This window comes from Actinacidiphila sp. bgisy167 (genome assembly GCF_965342175.1).
Classification (GTDB): domain Bacteria; phylum Actinomycetota; class Actinomycetes; order Streptomycetales; family Streptomycetaceae; genus Actinacidiphila.
This window is the reverse complement of the sequence record NZ_CBDRBL010000044.1, coordinates 37383-52767: the sequence shown is the minus strand read 5'-3', so window position 1 is coordinate 52767 and position 15385 is coordinate 37383. Positions and strand designations below refer to the sequence as shown.

The following is a 15385-nucleotide window of genomic DNA, read 5'->3' as shown; positions in this document are numbered from 1 at the left end:
CTAGGATGCGCGCGGCCGTTGAGCAGGACACGGGTGGGACCGATCGGTCGGATGGCTCGACGGCGCCTATGGTTCACGAATCCTTGGGGGGTTCCCACGTGAGACCTTCGACGCGCCGCAGCTTCGCGGCACTCACCTCGGCCGCCTCGGTCGCGGTCGGCGCACTCGTCGCCGCCACGCCGTCGGCACAGGCCATGCCCGTCAGCGCCAAGGGGGGTCAGATCGCGCTGTACGACGGCAGGAGCGGGGTCGTGACGGTCAACCCCGACGGCACCGGGCGGCGTTCGGTGCCCGGCATCACGAACAACGGGGTCACGCCCAACTGGGCACCCGACGGCAGCCGGGTGGTGGCCGGATCGGCCGGCAGTGTCATCAGCGGCCGTGTCACCGGCCCCACCTCCCCGATCGTCATGGGGCCCGGGAACAACCTCGCCTCGGTCTTCTCGGCAGACGGCGGCTCCATCATCACCAGCACGTACACGACCGACGGACTCTACGTCGGTCCGTCGGACGGCTCCTACTCTCCTGAGCCCCTGTTCAGCGGTGACCTGAAGGGTGCCGGGGACTGCGACGGCAGCCCGACAGTCAGTCCCTACGGCCCGATCGCGTTCATCCGGACCTCGTCGTGCGGCAACTCGGCCGGCCCGGACGTCTGGACGTACGACCCGGTCGCCCACAAGGTCGCGAAAACGATCAAGTCCGCCTCCTACCCGGCGTTCTCCGCCGACGGCAGCCGGCTGGCCTTCTCCCGCGTTGTCAACGGGTTCCGGCAGCTGTTCGTCGCCGCGGCCGACGGCACCGGCGCCCAGCAGGTCACCACCGACGAGGCCGACCACCGAGGCGCGTCGTGGGACCCGGAAGGCGGGCGGATCGCGTACGACTCGGTGGACCCGTCCACCGGTGTCACGACGGCGCGGATCCTGACCCTCTCCGACGGGAGCATCGCCACCATCCCCGGGGGCGGCATCCACCCCGCGTGGCAGCCGCTGCGCACCAACAGCATCGACCGGGTCTACGCGGACGGCGCGGTCGGCGACGATGGCGCCGCTTCCCGCTGGACGTTCGACGCCATCGGGAAGCCCCACGTGAACGGCCTGCTCGCGCAGCGGTCCGCGGTGCTGGTCAACAAGAACGTCTCCACCTACGCCGCCCCCGCGGTCTCGCTCGCCGCCAACAAACAGGGCGCGGTCCTGATGACGTCACCCGGTTCGCTCGACGCGGCGGCGGCCACCGAGCTGAAGCGCTCCCTGTACAAGGGCGGCACCGTCTACCTGGAGGGCGGCACCAACCTGATCTCCGACAAGGTGGCCCAGCAGGTGACCAAGCTCGGCTTCAAGGTGCTCAGGCTCGGCGGGAACGACCTCGCCTCGGTCACCGCACGGGTCGCCGGCCAGATCACCACGAAGCCGACGTGGGTGTTCGTCGCCGACGGCAACCAGTACCGGGACCCGATCGCCGCCTCGACGGCCGCGGGTTCGCTGGGCTACCACGGCCTCGGTGTGGTGCTGGTGACCAAGGGGACCACGGTCCCCGCCGCCACCCTGAAGTACCTCGACGCCCTGGACCCGAACAGGACCAATCTGGTCTCGGTCGGGACCAACGCGAGGAAGGCGCTGGAGAACGCGCCGCTGAAGAAGATCTGGAGCTTCTGGGACGTCAGCGGTTCCACCAACGAGGCCACCGCGGTCAACCTGGCGGAGTTCTGGTGGGCGGCGCCGTACTCGGCCTCGGTCGAGAGCCGGTGGAACTGGCAGACGGCCGTCGTCGGCGGTGCCGCCACGGCCACGTACGGGCCCATGCTGTGGAGCGAGGTGAGTTCGCTCTCGGCACCGACCGCGGCCTACCTCACCAAGGAGTCCGCGAGCATCCAGAACGTGCAGACCTTCGGCGGCTACAAGAACTACTCGGTGGCCAACCGGACGGCCATCGGCAACGCCATCGCGGCAAGCAACTCCTGGATCACCACCGTGTGGGCGGCGGCAGGCACCCCACCGGTGGCCGCGTCACCGAAGAATCTGCGGAAGGCTGCCGGGACGGTCGCTCCGGTCACCCGGCCGGCGCTGTCCGAGGCTGGTCCCGGGCGGCACCTCCCGCCGCCCAACGCCCGCACCGGGCGCTAGTCCGGCACAGGCCGCCGGCCTGCGAAACGCCCGGCCGGGGTTTCCCGGCCGGGCGTTTCGCGTCCGTGGTGGCGTGTGGGGCGGGGATGCCCTGCAGGACGGCCGGGGACGTGCGCGGGGGTGCGCGTTCAGCCGCACACCGTGCCCGTAGCGGGCAGTTCGCCATGGGCGAGGTAGCCGTCGACGGCTTCGTCGATGCAGAGGCTGCCGCGGTGGTAGGCGGTGTGGCCGTCGCCGTCGTAAGTCAGGAGGCGGCCGGAGTCGAGTTGGCGGGCGAGGGACCGGGCCCAGGCGTGCGGGGTCGCGGGGTCGCGGGTGGTGCCGACCACGAGGATCGGGGCCGCGCCGGGGGCGGCGATGGGGCGGGGCTTCTGCGTCGGCGGGACGGGCCAGTGGGTGCAGAGCACCAGGAACGGCGCCAGGGCGTTGCCGAACTGGGGTGAGGCGCGCAGGAAGGCGGGCAGGGCTGCCTGCGCCTCGGCCGCGGAGAAGCGGGCGCCGAGGGTGGCGCTGAGGCAGTTGACGGCGAGGAGGGCGTCCACGGCGTTGCCGGAGTCGTCGTTCGTGCCGGCGAACTGCTGCAACTCCGTGGTGTCGCCGGCCAGGGCCTGGCGCAGCATGGTGCGCAGTTCCGCCCAGGAGGCCTCGCGCAGGGCCGTGATGACCGCGGTGAGGAGGTCGTCGCCGGTGACGGCGATGTCCTTGCCCTGGCGCAGCGGACCGGCGTCCAGCCTGTCCACCAGGCCGTCGAGGACGCGTCCGGCCTCCGCGACGGAGTGGCCGACCGGGCAGTCGGAGCGGGCCGCGCAGTCGGCGGCGAAGGACTCCCAGGCGACCTGGTAGCCGGCGGTGCTGTCCAGGTTCTCCCGGTAGCCGTCGAGGGCGGGATCGATGGCGCCGTCGAGCGCCATGCGGCCGACCCGTTCGGGGAAGAGCTCGGCGTAGGTCGCGCCCAGGTAGGTGCCGTAGGAGTAGCCGAGGTAATGCAGACGCTCGTCGCCGAGGAGGGCGCGCACGACGTCCATGTCGCGGGCCGCGTCGGGCGTGCCGAGGTGGGGCAGCAGTCCACCGGCCCGCTTCTCGCAGGCGGCGGAGATCTCCTCGAAGGCCTCGGAGGAGTCGGCGATCGCCTCCGCGTCACCGGAGACCCGCAGACCGGGGCCCATGGGGACGGCCGGGGTGTCGGTGCCGCAGTCGAGGGGGGTGCTGTACCCGACGCCGCGCGGGTCGACGGCGACCAGGTCGTACGCGGAGCGCATGGCCGGCGAGAACGTGCCGGCGGCGGCGACCAGGTAGTCGACGGCGGAGTCGCCGGGGCCGCCCGGGTTGATCTGGAGGGAGCCGACGCGAGAGGCGGCGTCGCCGGTGGCCCGCAGACGGGCGGCGGTGAGGGTGATGTCGCCCGCCTCCGGGCGGTCGTAGTCCCGGGGCACCGTGACGGTGGCGCACCGGAACCCCGGCACGTCCTGGCAGGACTGCCAGTGCAGGCGCTGCTGGTAGTAGCGCCGCAGCTCGGGCGGCACGCCCGCGGCGGGGCGCGCGGGCCGGACGGCCTCGGGCGCGGGACGCGGAGGGACGGCGGTGGCACAGGCCGCGGTCAGCAGCAGCCCGCAGGCGCTCAGCACCGCGAGCCGGCCGCGCGGCCTGCGCCGGGGTATCCCGTCGGTGTCGTCGGTGTCGTCGGTGTCCAGGACAGCGATCATCGCCACGCCTTCCTCGTGCGCCCGTACGACGGCCCCCGGACGCGTGCGCCCGGGCCGGCCGGGGCGGTCATGGTCCGGTCGTGTCGCGGAGCGCTCCGACGCGCCCCCCGCGGCTCCGCAGCGTCACCACCCCATCACACCTCGCGCATGGCGGCGGCCCGGGTGGGCCGGACGTGTGAACTCGGGGGCGCCGGCCGGGAGCCGTTCAGCGGGGTGCGTAGGCGATGCGCTCGAAGGGCCAGGCGCGGGCGAGCCAGTCGCCGACGACGCGGTGGAGTTCGGCGTCCAGGGCGGCGTGGCGGGCGCTGACCCAGGAGCGGACGTCGATCGTGCCGGATTCGGCGCGGGAGCCGTAGACGTACACGCAGCCGATGACCTCGCCGTCGGGCACGGACAGGACGGTGTAGGTGAAGCCGGTGCGCCGCTCGAAGTCCTCCGCGTGGCGGCGCAGGTCCTCGAGGTTGGCCTCGGGGGTCATGCCCCCCGGCGGCGGCCAGGAGCTGCCCTCGAAACCGGGGGTGGCACGGATGTGGTCGATGCTGGTGGTCCAGGCGACGTGGTCGGCGGCGTTGTGCTGCGGGCCGAGGGGTTCCAGGCGGAAGCGGTCGGTGGCGGGCGGGTCCGGGACGGCGAAGTCGGCCGGGACGAGGGGATGTTCGGCGGCGGTCATGGCGCGAGGGTAGCGGCTGCGGGCGCCACCGGGGCCGTCGCGCCTGCGGCATCACCACGTCATGGCGGTGCGTCGTCGCGGCTGTCCCGGCGTGGCGGTATCGGAGTGCGGGCAGGGCCGGTTCCGGTGAACGGCGCCGGTCGGAGCGGGCGTCCTGCCCGACCCGTCCCGGGCGGGACGCGCGCCATGTCCCGGACGGCGGCCCGAGTCGGACGCGTTCCGGACGACGCCGGAGCCCCGCACGAGGAAGGTTCCGGGGCGCCCCGCGGTCACCGGTCGGCCCGCGGCAGGGGCGGCGCGGACCGCCGATCCGAACGGCGGCGCAGCGGGTGACGACGGCCACGGTCCACCGCGGCGCGCGATCGGGTTTGATGGTGGCATGAGTGACGTCACGGCTGGGATGCCTGATTGGGAGAAGCGCTTCCGGGCGCCACGCGTCGGACTGCCGGAGTGGGCGGAGGACGCCCCCCACCGCAGCCTGTTCGTGTCGAATGCGACGGGTACGTACGAGCTCTACGCGTGGGATCGGACGACCGGGTCGCAGCGGCAGGTCACCGACCGGCCGAACGGCACGTCGGACGGGACGCTGACGCCGGACGGCGCGTGGGTGTGGTGGTTCGCGGACACCGACGGGGACGAGTTCGGGGTCTGGATGCGGCAGCCCTTCGAGGGCGGCCCGGACGAGCCGGCGGCGCCCGGCCTCGCGCCCTCGTACCCCGCGGGGCTGGCGCTGGGCCGGGGCGGGCTGGCGGTGGTCGGCCGCTCCACCGACGAGGAGGGCACGACGATCCACGTCGTGCGTCCCGGGGCGGAGCCGGTGGAGATCTACCGGCACGAGGAGTCGGGCGGCGTCGGCGCGCTGTCCGAGGACGGCACGCTGGTCGTCGTCGAGCACACCGAGCACGGTGACGCGATGCACTCGGCGCTGCGCGTGCTCACCACGGACGGCACGCCGGTCGCCGAGCTGGACGACAGCGAGGGCGGCACGAAGGAACTGGGCCTGGAGTGCCTGGGGTTCGCCCCGGTGCCGGGGGACGCCCGGCTGCTGGTGGCGCACCAGCGGCGCGGCCGCTGGGAGCCGATGGTCTGGGACGTCACGGCGGGCACGCAGACCCCGCTGGCGATCGACCTGCCCGGTGACGTCGCGGCGGAGTGGTACCCGGACGGTTCGGCGCTGCTGGTGGTGCACTCCTACCGCGCGCGCAGCGAGATCTACCGCTACGGACTGGCGGACGGGGAGCTGACCCGGCTGGACACCCCGGCGGGTTCGGTGAGCGGGGCGACGGCCCGTCCCGACGGCACCGTGGAGTTCCTGTGGTCCTCGGCGGCGGCGCCCTCGGAGGTGCGGTCGACGACCGGCGCGGTGGTGCTGGAGGCGCCGGGCGAGCGGGCGCCGGGTTCGCTGCCGGTGGAGGACGTGTGGGTGGACGGGCCCGGCGGGCCGGTGCACGCGCTCGTCCAGCGACCCGCGCAGGGCGAGGGCCCGTATCCGACGGTGTTCGAGATCCACGGCGGGCCCACCTGGCACGACTCCGACGCCTTCGCGGCCGGCCCCGCGGCCTGGCTCGACCACGGCTACGCGGTGGTCCGCGTCAACTACCGCGGTTCCACGGGATACGGCCGGGAGTGGACGGACGCGCTCAAGCACCGCGTCGGCCTGATCGAGCTGGAGGACATCGAGGCGGTCCGGGCGTGGGCGGTGGAGTCGGGCTTCGCCGACCCGGCCCGGCTGGTGCTGTCCGGCGGCTCCTGGGGCGGCTTCCTGACGCTGCTGGGTCTCGGCACCCGGCCCGAGCTGTGGACGGTGGGCCTGGCGGCGGTGCCGGTCGCGGACTACGTGACGGCGTACGAGGACGAGATGGAGGCGCTGAAGGCGCTGGACCGCACCCTGTTCGGCGGCTCCCCCGCGGAGGTCCCGGACCGCTACGAGGCGTCCTCGCCGATCACGTACGTGGCGCGGGTCAAGGCCCCGGTCTACATCTCGGCGGGGCTCAACGACCCGCGCTGCCCGATCCGGCAGATCGACAACTACGTCGAACGGCTGGCGGGCCTGGGCAAGGTGCACGAGGTCTACCGCTACGACGCCGGGCACGGCTCGCTCGTCGTCGACGAGCGGATCAAGCAGCTACGACTGGAGCTGGACTTCGTCCGCCGCCACCTCGGCGGCTGACGGCCCGGCCGGCCCCTCCTGCGCGACGAGGCCGAGCTCGGCGTCCCGCCGGGCCTCGGCCTCCCGCCGGACGAGCCGGAACCACATGAAGACCACGAAGCCCGCGAAGACGAACCACTCGCCGGTGTAGCCGAGGTTCTGGAAGGCCTTGAGGTCCAGGCCGGTGCCGCTCGGCGCGACCGGAGGGACGGCCCGCAGGGGGGCGTCGACGCCCTCGGTCTGGGTGATCCACGCGCCGTACACCTGGTACGGGACGAGGTTGACCAGGGACGCGGCACTGATGATCCCCAGCTGCCCCGCGGGAAGGCCGCCGCGGCCGATCGCACCGTCGGTGTCGGCGCTCTCGGGAGCCTGCAGGGCCCCGGTGACGGTGACCTCGCCGGCGGGCGGTTCGGGGACGTCGGCCGCCGATGCGCGGTCCGCGTCGCCGGGCAGCCAGCCGCGGACGACGGGCAGGACGGCCCCGCCGTCGCCGGTGCGCAGTGGGGTGAGCACGTAGTAGCCGGTGCGTCCGTCGAGCTCGCGACCGGGGACGAGGAACTGGTGCGCGGGGTCGTAGCGGCCGGTGGCCGCCACCGTGCGGCCGGCCGTCTCGGTGGTGACCGCGGAGGTCGCCCGCGGCAGCAGGCGCTCCAGCGGCACCGCGTCACGGGCGGCGGTCGCGGGCATGTCCTGGGCGGCCCGATGGCTGTCGACGCGGGCCTCGAACCGGCTCAGCTGCCAGCTGCCCATGAGCGTGCAGACGACCACGGCGCACACCGTGAAGAGGTGCCCGCCCAGCCAGCGGGGGGACAGCAGGAACCGGTACACGCCGTCAACGGTACGGGGCCTGCGGCCGTGGTCGTGAACCGCCCCCCGCTACGGCGCGCTGAGGACGCCGGTCGTGTACACCGTCCCGGCGCATGCGCCGTCGATCGTCGTGCTGGCGACCGGCGCCCCGGCCTCGGGGGTGTGGCTCAGCACGACGGACGCGGGAGCGCTCGGGGGCGGCTGCTCCACGTCCGCGGGCGGCGTGGAGGTGTCCCCGGTCGGGCTGCCGGTGGGGGTCTCGGTGGCCGGCGGCGTGGACGGGGGCGTACAGCCGTCGGCTGCCGGGACCCAGGTGAACTCGACGCGGTAGCTCTGTCCCGGCCCGAGGACCAGCGGCGTCGCGGAGGAGTCGGGCAGCGAGGTGCCGTCGCCTGGCGTGTGGCTGACGACGCTGATGCGTGCGGGGTCGGCGGCGCCCTGAGCGGCAGCGGTCACCGAACCACTGCCGCCGACGGTGCACGGGCCCTGGGAGACGTTGTCCACCTGGAAGAAGCCGCTGACGTGGCCCGAGCCGTCGGCGGGTCCGGCGTGACCGGACGCGCCGCCGAGGTCGCCCGCGGTGCATGCCGGGGCGGCGGCCGTGCGGGACCGCGAGGGGTCGGCGTGGTGCGGGGCCCCGGAGGTGGCCCGGACGGGAGGACTGCCGGTGTGCGTGGGCTTCGTGCCGGGACGTTCCCCGTTCTCGGTCGGGCTGGGTGTGCCCGCCCGGGTGGCGGGACTGCTCGGCTCGCCGCCGTCGGCGCCGCCGGTGTTCTGGGCGCTGGAGGCGTTGGTGGTCCCGGTGCCGGACGCACCGGACAGATCCGCCGCGTGGAGGGCCGCGGGGACCGCGACCATCGCCAGCAGACACGCGGCCGCCGAACCGACCAGCAGCTGCCGGCGGTGCGCCCGCCGGGCGGGAACCGCGCGGCGCAGGTGGTCCAGCGCCTCGTGGCCGGGCTGGATGCCGCTGACCGCGTCCCGCATGAGCCGGCGCAGTGCCAGCTCGTCGGGGCTCAGCCCCTCCTCGGGCGCGCCGCCGTGGATGTCGTTCTCAGGTTCCATGCCGCCGGGGGGGTTGGGGGTGATCATGCCGGGGCCTCCATCGCGACGCGGAGCGCCGCGAGGCCGCGCGAGCCGTAGGCCTTGACCGAGCCTATGGAAATGGCGAGGGTCTCGGCCACTTGGGCTTCGGTCATGTCGGCGAAGTAGCGCAGGACGAGCACCTCTCGCTGCCGCCGCTGCAGCTTGCGCAGGGCCGCCTTCAACTCGTCCCGTTCCAGCGCCTCGTAGGCGCCTTCCTCGGCGCTCGCCATGTCGGGCATGGGCTTGGACAGCAGCCGCATGCCCATGATGCGGCGGCGGAGCGCGGAACGGGAGAGGTTGACGACCGTCTGCCGGAGGTAGGCGAGGGTCTTCTCGGGCTCGCGGACCCGCTTGCGGGCCGAGTGGACGCGGATGAAGGCCTCCTGGACGACGTCCTCGCAGGACGCGGTGTCGTCCAGCAGGAGCGCCGCGAGACCGAGCAGCGAGCGGTAGTGGGCCCGGTAGGTCTCGGTGAGGTGGTCGACGGTCGTCCCGACTGACATCGCGGCGTCAGTGTCGCCGCGGTCCGAAGGCGCCTGCACCACAGGCCAGGGGGCGATCACCGGAATGCCGCCGACCGTGCCCGAGGGCCGGCGGACCAGCGGGCGCGCCGCAGCGCCGCCCCGCCCCAGGAGGGGTGCTTCGATGCCGAGTGCCTCTGCCACGACTGTTGGACACGCGTCCCCCCGTCAGGGTTGTACGCCCGAGGCACCGCATTCGGCGGTGCAGCAGCTATGCCCATGCGTACCAACTCTTCCCCAATGCCCCTATCGCTGGCGCCGTTGCGCCGCGCCCGGCCTGCAGCACAAAGTAGGGCAGTGCACTGACACACAAGGACGCTCCCTGCGCGCCGCGTGGTTGCGGCACACAGGGAGCTGAAATTCTCTGGCGTCTACAGGCATCCGATCAAGCGGTACGGACCACCGATTTTGATCACTTGACCGGTACGACGGGGTTCAGCGGCCGGTTCCTCCGTAGACGACCGCTTCGTCGTTCTCGCTGTCGAGACCGAACGCGGAGTGCACCGCTCGCACGGCCTCGTTGACGTCCTCGGCGCGGGTGACGACCGAGATGCGGATCTCGGAGGTCGAGATCAGCTCGATGTTGACCCCCGCGTTGGACAGTGCCTCGAAGAACTGCGCCGTGACGCCCGGGTTGGTCTTCATGCCGGCGCCCACCAGCGAGATCTTGGCGATCTGGTCGTCGTAGCGGAGCGTCTCGAAGCCGATGCCGCCCTGGACGCGCTGCAGCGCCTCGATCGCCTTCGGGCCGTCGGCCTTGGGGAGGGTGAAGGAGATGTCGGTCAGGCCGGTGGCCGCGGCCGACACGTTCTGCACCACCATGTCGATGTTGATCTCGGCGTCCGCGATCGCCCGGAAGATCACGGCGGCCTCGCCCGGCTTGTCGGGCACACCGACGACCGTCACCTTGGCCTCGGATGTGTCGTGCGCGACACCGGAGATGATCGCGTGCTCCATGCCCTTCTGGTCCTCTCGGGGCTCATTGCTGACCCAGGTGCCCTGGAGGCCGGAGAACGACGACCGGACGTGGATCGGGATGTTGTAACGGCGGGCGTACTCCACGCAGCGGTGGAGCAGCACCTTGGAGCCGGAGCTGGCGAGCTCCAGCATGTCCTCGGACGAGATCCAGTCGATCTTGCGCGCCTTCTTCACCACGCGCGGGTCGGCGGTGAACACGCCGTCGACGTCGGTGTAGATCTCGCACACCTCGGCGTCCAGGGCCGCCGCCAGCGCCACCGCGGTGGTGTCGGAGCCGCCCCGGCCCAGCGTCGTGATGTCCTTGCTGTCCTGGGAAACGCCCTGGAAGCCGGCCACGATCGCGATGTTGCCCTGGTCGAGCGCGGTGCGGATGCGCCCCGGCGTGACATCGATGATGCGCGCCTTGTTGTGGACGGAGTCGGTGATGACACCCGCCTGGCTGCCGGTGAACGACTGCGCCTCGTGGCCGAGGTTCTTGATCGCCATCGCCAGCAGGGCCATGGAGATCCGCTCTCCGGCGGTCAGCAGCATGTCGAACTCACGGCCGGTCGGCATCGGGGATACCTGCTCGGCGAGCTCGATCAACTCGTCCGTCGTGTCACCCATCGCCGAGACCACGACGACGACCTGGTGGCCGCTCTTCTTGGCGTCGACGATCCGCTTGGCAACGCGCTTGATGCCTTCGGCATCCGCTACGGAGGAGCCGCCGTACTTCTGCACGACAAGGCCCACGTGCGCTCCTAATGTCCGGTACTGCGTTCGGCACAGTCTAACGAGCAGGCCGGGACGAACCCCTCAATATCATATGGTGAGACGCTGGGCCCACTCCGTGAACCTCTCCCCCAGGACGCGCCGAGATATGCACGCCCCGAGGCATACACGTTGCCCCGAGACAAGGCCCCCATGGGCGGCCCATGGCGGCCCCGAGGCATAGACGCGCCGAGATACGCGCGTCGCCCGTGCGCTCCGTCCTCGAGCCGGGTCCTTCCGATCAGCGGGAGGGGCGCAGCCCCAGGGGCCTCGCGATCTCGGCGGCCATCACCCGGCCGGCCTCGGCGGCGAGGCGCTCCTCGTCGTCCGCGCCGTGGTCGGTGTCCAGACCGTTCAGCGCGTCCAGCGGGCTGTCCAGCCTCACGTGCGCGACAAGGGACTGCAGGGCACGCAGCGAGGCCGAGGCGGTCGGACCCCAGTTGGACAAGTAGGAGAACTGCCACCACCACAGCGCCTCGCTGACCCTGCCCTCCCGGAAGTGCGCCAGGCCGTGCGCGAGGTCCGTCACCACGTCCGCGAGGTCGTCGGAGATCCGGCAGGCCACCGGGGTGCTGTGCGGCACGTAGGGGTCGAAGACCTCGGAGTAGACGTCGATCGGCTCCAGCAGCACCGCGAGCCGCTGGCGCAGTTCGTCGGCGTCGGGCTCCGGGCCGATGTCGGGCTCGTAGCGCTCCTCCGGGACGATGTCCTCGTGCGCCCCGAGACGCCCACCGGCCAGCAGCAGCTGGGAGACCTCCAGCAGCAGGTAGGGCACCGCGCTGTCGGGGTCGTCGCCCTTGGCGACCTCCCGCACCGACAGGATGAAGCTCTCGATCTGGTCCGCGATCGAGGACGCGAAGTCGTCGCGGTCCAGGGCGTTGTCAGACATCAAGCAGCCGCCTTCCTTCAAAGGCCCGCCCGAGCGTGACCTCGTCGGCGTATTCCAGGTCGCCGCCGACCGGCAGGCCGCTGGCGAGACGGGTGACCTTCAGTCCCATCGGTTTGACCATGCGTGCGAGATACGTGGCCGTCGCCTCGCCCTCGAGGTTGGGGTCGGTGGCCAGGATCAGCTCGGTGACGGCGCCGTCCGCGAGCCGCGCCAGCAGCTCCCGTATGCGCAGGTCGTCCGGGCCGACCCCCTCGATCGGGCTGATCGCGCCGCCGAGCACGTGGTAGCGGCCGCGGAACTCGCGGGTCCGCTCGATCGCCACCACGTCCTTCGGCTCCTCGACCACGCAGATGACGGCCGGGTCGCGGCGCGGATCACGGCAGACCCGGCACTGGTCGGCCTCGGCGACATTGCCGCAGACCGCGCAGAACCGGACCTTCGCCTTCACCTCGCTGAGAGCGTGCGCGAGCCGTCGGACGTCGGCGGGATCGGCCTGCAGGATGTGGAAGGCGATCCGCTGCGCGCTCTTGGGACCCACGCCGGGCAGCCTGCCCAGCTCGTCGATCAGGTCCTGAACCACGCCCTCGTACACGCTGTGCCCTCTTCGTCGCCCGGGTAACTAGAAAGGAAGGCCGGGGATGCCCCCGAGCCCCTGGGCGAGCGGGCCGAGCTTGTTCTGCTGCAGCTCCTGCGCGCTCGCGGTGGCGTTCTGCACGGCGGCGAGGACCAGGTCGGCCAGCGTCTCCGTGTCTTCAGGATCGACCGCCTTGGGGTCGATGACCAGACCCCGCAGCTCGCCGGATCCGGTCACGGTCGCCTTCACCAGGCCACCGCCGGCCGTACCCTCGATCTCGGTCTCGGCAAGCTCCTGCTGGGCCGCCGCGAGGTCCTGCTGCATCTTCTGTGCCTGCTTGAGCAGCTGCTGCATGTTCGCCTGACCACCGGGGATCACGGTCTCGCTCCTGCCTCACGACGTCGGTTGTGCGGGTAGAGCGAGCCTACGTGCTCAGGCGCCGACTCGCGCTACCCGTACGAGGGAACGAGCGGGGCGCGTCGCCCGTTCCACTCCGGCCGTGCCGTTTCCGCGCGCGCAACAGCGCAAAGGCGCCTACTGGTTGGCGATCTCCTCGATCACGGTGGCGCCGAGCTCGCGCACGATGAGGTCGTGGCCGCTGAGCGCCGTCTCGTCCAGGTCCGGGTCGTCGTCCTCGGGCATGTCGTACTCGACGGGCGGGGGCTCGTCGGCGACCGGCGGATACGCGGACGCCGCCGGCGCGGCGCCCACCGCGGCTCGGGCCGCGGACGCCGCTGGCGCGGACGGCGGCGCGGGGGACGGCTCCGGGCTCTGGGACTGCTGCTGCGGCTGCTGCGGGGGCTGCTGCTGCTGGTACGGCTGCTGCGCGGACGGCACCGGAGAGGCGGGGCCTGGCCGGGGCCCGGCGGGCCCGCCGGCCGGGCCCATCGGCCCCGCGCCGCCCCCGATGCCACCGCCGGGGCCGCCGCCCGGGCTGACGATCGCCTCGATGCGCCACTGGACGCCGAGGGCCTCGCTGATCGCCTGCTTGAGGACCTCTTCGTGGCCGCGGTTGGCGAAGCTGTCGCGGGCCCCGGGGTTGTCGAAGCCGATTTGCAGCGTCGACCCGTCGAAGCCCACGAGCCGGGCGTTCTGGTCGAGCAGTATCCAGGTCACCTTCCGCAGCCGCTTGACCGCCTCGAGGACGGTCGGCCACATCTGGTGGACGCGGGAGGCGTCGCCGATGGGCTGCGCGCCGGATGCAGGCGCGGCGGCCGGCGCCGGGGCCTGTGCCTGAGGCTGGGGCTGTGCCTGTGCCTGTGCCTGTGGGGACGGCGCCGACGCCGCGGTGGGCCAGGCGCCGGGGCGCTGCCCGCCGCCGGGGGCGGCGGCGGTCGGCCAGGCGCCGGGACGCTGGCCAGTGGAGGGCTGCACGGGCGGGGCGGCGGGCGCGGGCTCCGCGACTGCCGCTGCCGGGGCGGGAGCCGGGGCGGCTGCGGGCGCCGGCGCGGGGACGGCTTCGGCGGGCCGGGTCGGGCCGCCCATCGCTGCCCGGGCCGCGGCAGGGCCGCCGCCGGGCGGGAGCGGCTCCCCGAACTCCACGACGGGAGCGGCCGCGCCGCCCGCGGGCGGTGCGAAACCACCGGCGGACGCACGGCGTTCCAGCCGGTCCAGGCGGGCCTGCAGCGACCGCTCGTCGTCGTAGGCCGCGGGGAGCAGCACGCGGGCGCAGATCAACTCCAGCTGCAGGCGCGGCGAGGTCGCCCCGCGCATCTCCGTGAGCCCGGTGTTGACCAGGTCCGCGGCGCGGCTGAGCTCGGCCGCCCCGAACACCCCGGCCTGGGCCCGCATGCGCTCCACGACGTCGGCCGGGGCGTCGATCAGGCCCTTCTCCACCGCGTCCGGCACGGCCGCGAGGATCACCAGGTCCCGCAGCCGCTCCAGCAGGTCGGCCACGAAGCGCCGCGGGTCGTGCCCGCCCTCGATGACGCGGTCCACGACCTCGAACGCCGCCGCGCCGTCCCCGGAGGCGAAGGCGTCCACGACGTCGTCCAGCAGCGCGCCGTCGGTGTAGCCGAGGAGCGAGGTCGCCATGGCGTACGTCACACCTGCCTCGCCCGCGCCGGCGAGCAACTGGTCCATCACCGACATCGAGTCACGCACCGACCCGGCACCGGCCCGGACCACCAGCGGATACACCCCGGCCTCGACGGGGATCGCCTCGCGCTCGCAGACCTCCGCCAGGTAGTCGCGCAGCGTGCCGGGCGGGACCAGGCGGAACGGGTAGTGGTGGGTCCGCGACCGGATGGTGCCGATGACCTTCTCGGGCTCGGTGGTCGCGAAGATGAACTTCAGGTGCTCCGGGGGCTCTTCGACCACCTTCAGCAGGGCGTTGAAGCCCGCCGAGGTGACCATGTGCGCCTCGTCGATGATGTAGATCTTGTAGCGGCTGCTGGCCGGCCCGAAGAATGCCTTCTCCCGCAGGTCGCGGGCGTCGTCCACACCACCGTGCGACGCCGCGTCGATCTCGATCACGTCGATCGACCCGGGGCCGTTGCGGGCCAGGTCGCGGCACGACTGGCACTCCCCGCACGGCGTCGGCGTCGGGCCCTTCTCGCAGTTCAGGCAGCGCGCCAGGATGCGGGCGCTGGTCGTCTTGCCGCAGCCGCGCGGCCCGCTGAACAGGTACGCGTGATTGACCCGGTTGTTCCGCAGTGCCTGCTGCAGCGGGTCCGTGACGTGCTCCTGCCCGATGACCTCGGCGAAGGTCTCGGGACGATAGCGGCGGTACAGAGCGAGGGACACGCCTACGACGATATCGGCCCCCACCGACACCCGGGCCCCGCGGATGTGACGGACCCCACAGCCGGGGTGCCCGCCGACCGCCCACGCCCGGGTTCTCGCAGGTCAGCGGGGAGTAGAAGGCAGCAAAAGACCCCTCACGCACCCGCCAGAGCCCACCTACCCTTGCTGCCTTCCGGCCCTGGGGGGGTTCAGCGAGATAGCGCCACGTGAGGGGCTGGGACCCAGCGTACCCGATCGGATCACCCGGGAACGAGTTCGCGAGCACTCCCTCCGGTCTAGTAATGTTTGCCGCGGAGGATTCGCCTAGAGGCCTAGGGCGCACGCTTGGAAAGCGTGTTGGGGGCAACCCCTCACGAGTTCGAATCTCGTATCCTCCGCCAGTGCCTCACC

General features: G+C 72.9%; 12 protein-coding genes, 1 tRNA gene and 1 other RNA gene. 3 read left to right on the top strand and 11 right to left on the bottom strand.

Going from position 1 to position 15385, the window contains the following annotated elements:
* Window positions 1–98: 98 nt before the first annotated feature.
* Complete coding sequence (locus tag ACRWND_RS18205; protein ID WP_431950565.1) at window positions 99–2120, top strand: hypothetical protein; 2022 nt, start codon at window positions 99–101, stop codon at window positions 2118–2120.
* Between the two features lie 128 nt (window positions 2121–2248).
* Here the strand turns inward: ACRWND_RS18205 and ACRWND_RS18200 are convergent, their stop codons facing one another.
* Together ACRWND_RS18200 and ACRWND_RS18195 are read right to left on the bottom strand one after the other, a co-directional pair.
* Window positions 2249–3823 carry an alpha/beta hydrolase gene (locus tag ACRWND_RS18200; protein WP_431950563.1) on the bottom strand — a complete coding sequence of 525 codons (1575 nt, stop codon included), beginning with the start codon at window positions 3821–3823 and terminating at the stop codon, window positions 2249–2251.
* Between the two features lie 205 nt (window positions 3824–4028).
* Window positions 4029–4493, bottom strand: a complete 465-nt coding sequence (locus ACRWND_RS18195; protein WP_431950561.1) for a GNAT family N-acetyltransferase — start codon at window positions 4491–4493, stop codon at window positions 4029–4031.
* Window positions 4494–4872: 379 nt separating this feature from the next.
* Between ACRWND_RS18195 and ACRWND_RS18190 the strand changes: the two genes are divergently transcribed.
* On the top strand, window positions 4873–6663 hold the full coding sequence (locus tag ACRWND_RS18190) for a prolyl oligopeptidase family serine peptidase (protein WP_431950559.1): 1791 nt from the start codon (window positions 4873–4875) through the stop codon (window positions 6661–6663).
* Here ACRWND_RS18190 and ACRWND_RS18185 read toward each other — a convergent pair.
* The 9 genes from ACRWND_RS18185 to ffs all read right to left on the bottom strand — a co-directional run bounded on the left by ACRWND_RS18185 (window position 6619) and on the right by ffs (window position 15214).
* Window positions 6619–7473, bottom strand: a complete 855-nt coding sequence (locus tag ACRWND_RS18185; protein ID WP_431950557.1) for an SURF1 family protein — start codon at window positions 7471–7473, stop codon at window positions 6619–6621. The two genes, ACRWND_RS18190 and ACRWND_RS18185, sit on opposite strands and share 45 nt — an antisense overlap.
* Window positions 7474–7521: 48 nt before the next feature.
* A complete protein-coding gene (locus tag ACRWND_RS18180) occupies window positions 7522–8544 on the bottom strand; it encodes a hypothetical protein (RefSeq protein ID WP_431950555.1) in 1023 nt (340 codons plus the stop codon).
* Entirely contained in the window at window positions 8541–9203 is a 663-nt protein-coding gene (locus ACRWND_RS18175; protein ID WP_431950553.1) for a SigE family RNA polymerase sigma factor, read from the bottom strand. The genes ACRWND_RS18180 and ACRWND_RS18175 overlap by 4 nt, the downstream gene beginning before the upstream one ends.
* 291 nt (window positions 9204–9494) lie before the next feature.
* A complete protein-coding gene (locus ACRWND_RS18170; RefSeq protein WP_431950551.1) occupies window positions 9495–10769 on the bottom strand; it encodes an aspartate kinase in 1275 nt (424 codons plus the stop codon).
* A gap of 259 nt (window positions 10770–11028) precedes the next feature.
* Entirely contained in the window at window positions 11029–11676 is a 648-nt protein-coding gene (locus ACRWND_RS18165; RefSeq protein WP_431950549.1) for a DUF5063 domain-containing protein, read from the bottom strand.
* Window positions 11669–12268, bottom strand: a complete 600-nt coding sequence (gene recR / locus ACRWND_RS18160) for a recombination mediator RecR (RefSeq protein WP_431950547.1) — start codon at window positions 12266–12268, stop codon at window positions 11669–11671. The genes ACRWND_RS18165 and recR overlap by 8 nt, the downstream gene beginning before the upstream one ends.
* Before the next feature lie 27 nt (window positions 12269–12295).
* The gene (locus ACRWND_RS18155) at window positions 12296–12628 is read right to left on the bottom strand and encodes a YbaB/EbfC family nucleoid-associated protein (protein ID WP_431950545.1); all 333 of its coding nucleotides are present in this window, start codon (window positions 12626–12628) and stop codon (window positions 12296–12298) included.
* Window positions 12629–12784: 156 nt separating this feature from the next.
* Window positions 12785–14995, bottom strand: coding sequence for a DNA polymerase III subunit gamma and tau (locus ACRWND_RS18150; RefSeq protein WP_431950543.1), 2211 nt, complete (start codon window positions 14993–14995; stop codon window positions 12785–12787).
* A gap of 122 nt (window positions 14996–15117) precedes the next feature.
* Window positions 15118–15214: signal recognition particle sRNA small type (gene ffs, locus ACRWND_RS18145), an RNA gene on the bottom strand.
* A 73-nt stretch (window positions 15215–15287) separates the two neighbouring features.
* Here ffs and ACRWND_RS18140 point away from each other — a divergent pair.
* Window positions 15288–15375: transfer RNA gene (locus ACRWND_RS18140), tRNA-Ser, on the top strand.
* Window positions 15376–15385 lie beyond the last annotated feature (10 nt).

What these genes read in the sequence shown, in the direction of transcription:
- ACRWND_RS18200 (WP_431950563.1), bottom strand. Translation starts at nt 3,823, where the DNA reads ATGATCGCTGTCCTGGACACCGACGACACCGACGACACCGACGGGATA.
- ACRWND_RS18195 (WP_431950561.1), bottom strand. Translation starts at nt 4,493, where the DNA reads ATGACCGCCGCCGAACATCCCCTCGTCCCGGCCGACTTCGCCGTCCCG.
- ACRWND_RS18190 (WP_431950559.1), top strand. Translation starts at nt 4,873, where the DNA reads ATGAGTGACGTCACGGCTGGGATGCCTGATTGGGAGAAGCGCTTCCGG.
- ACRWND_RS18180 (WP_431950555.1), bottom strand. Translation starts at nt 8,544, where the DNA reads ATGATCACCCCCAACCCCCCCGGCGGCATGGAACCTGAGAACGACATC.
- ACRWND_RS18165 (WP_431950549.1), bottom strand. Translation starts at nt 11,676, where the DNA reads ATGTCTGACAACGCCCTGGACCGCGACGACTTCGCGTCCTCGATCGCG.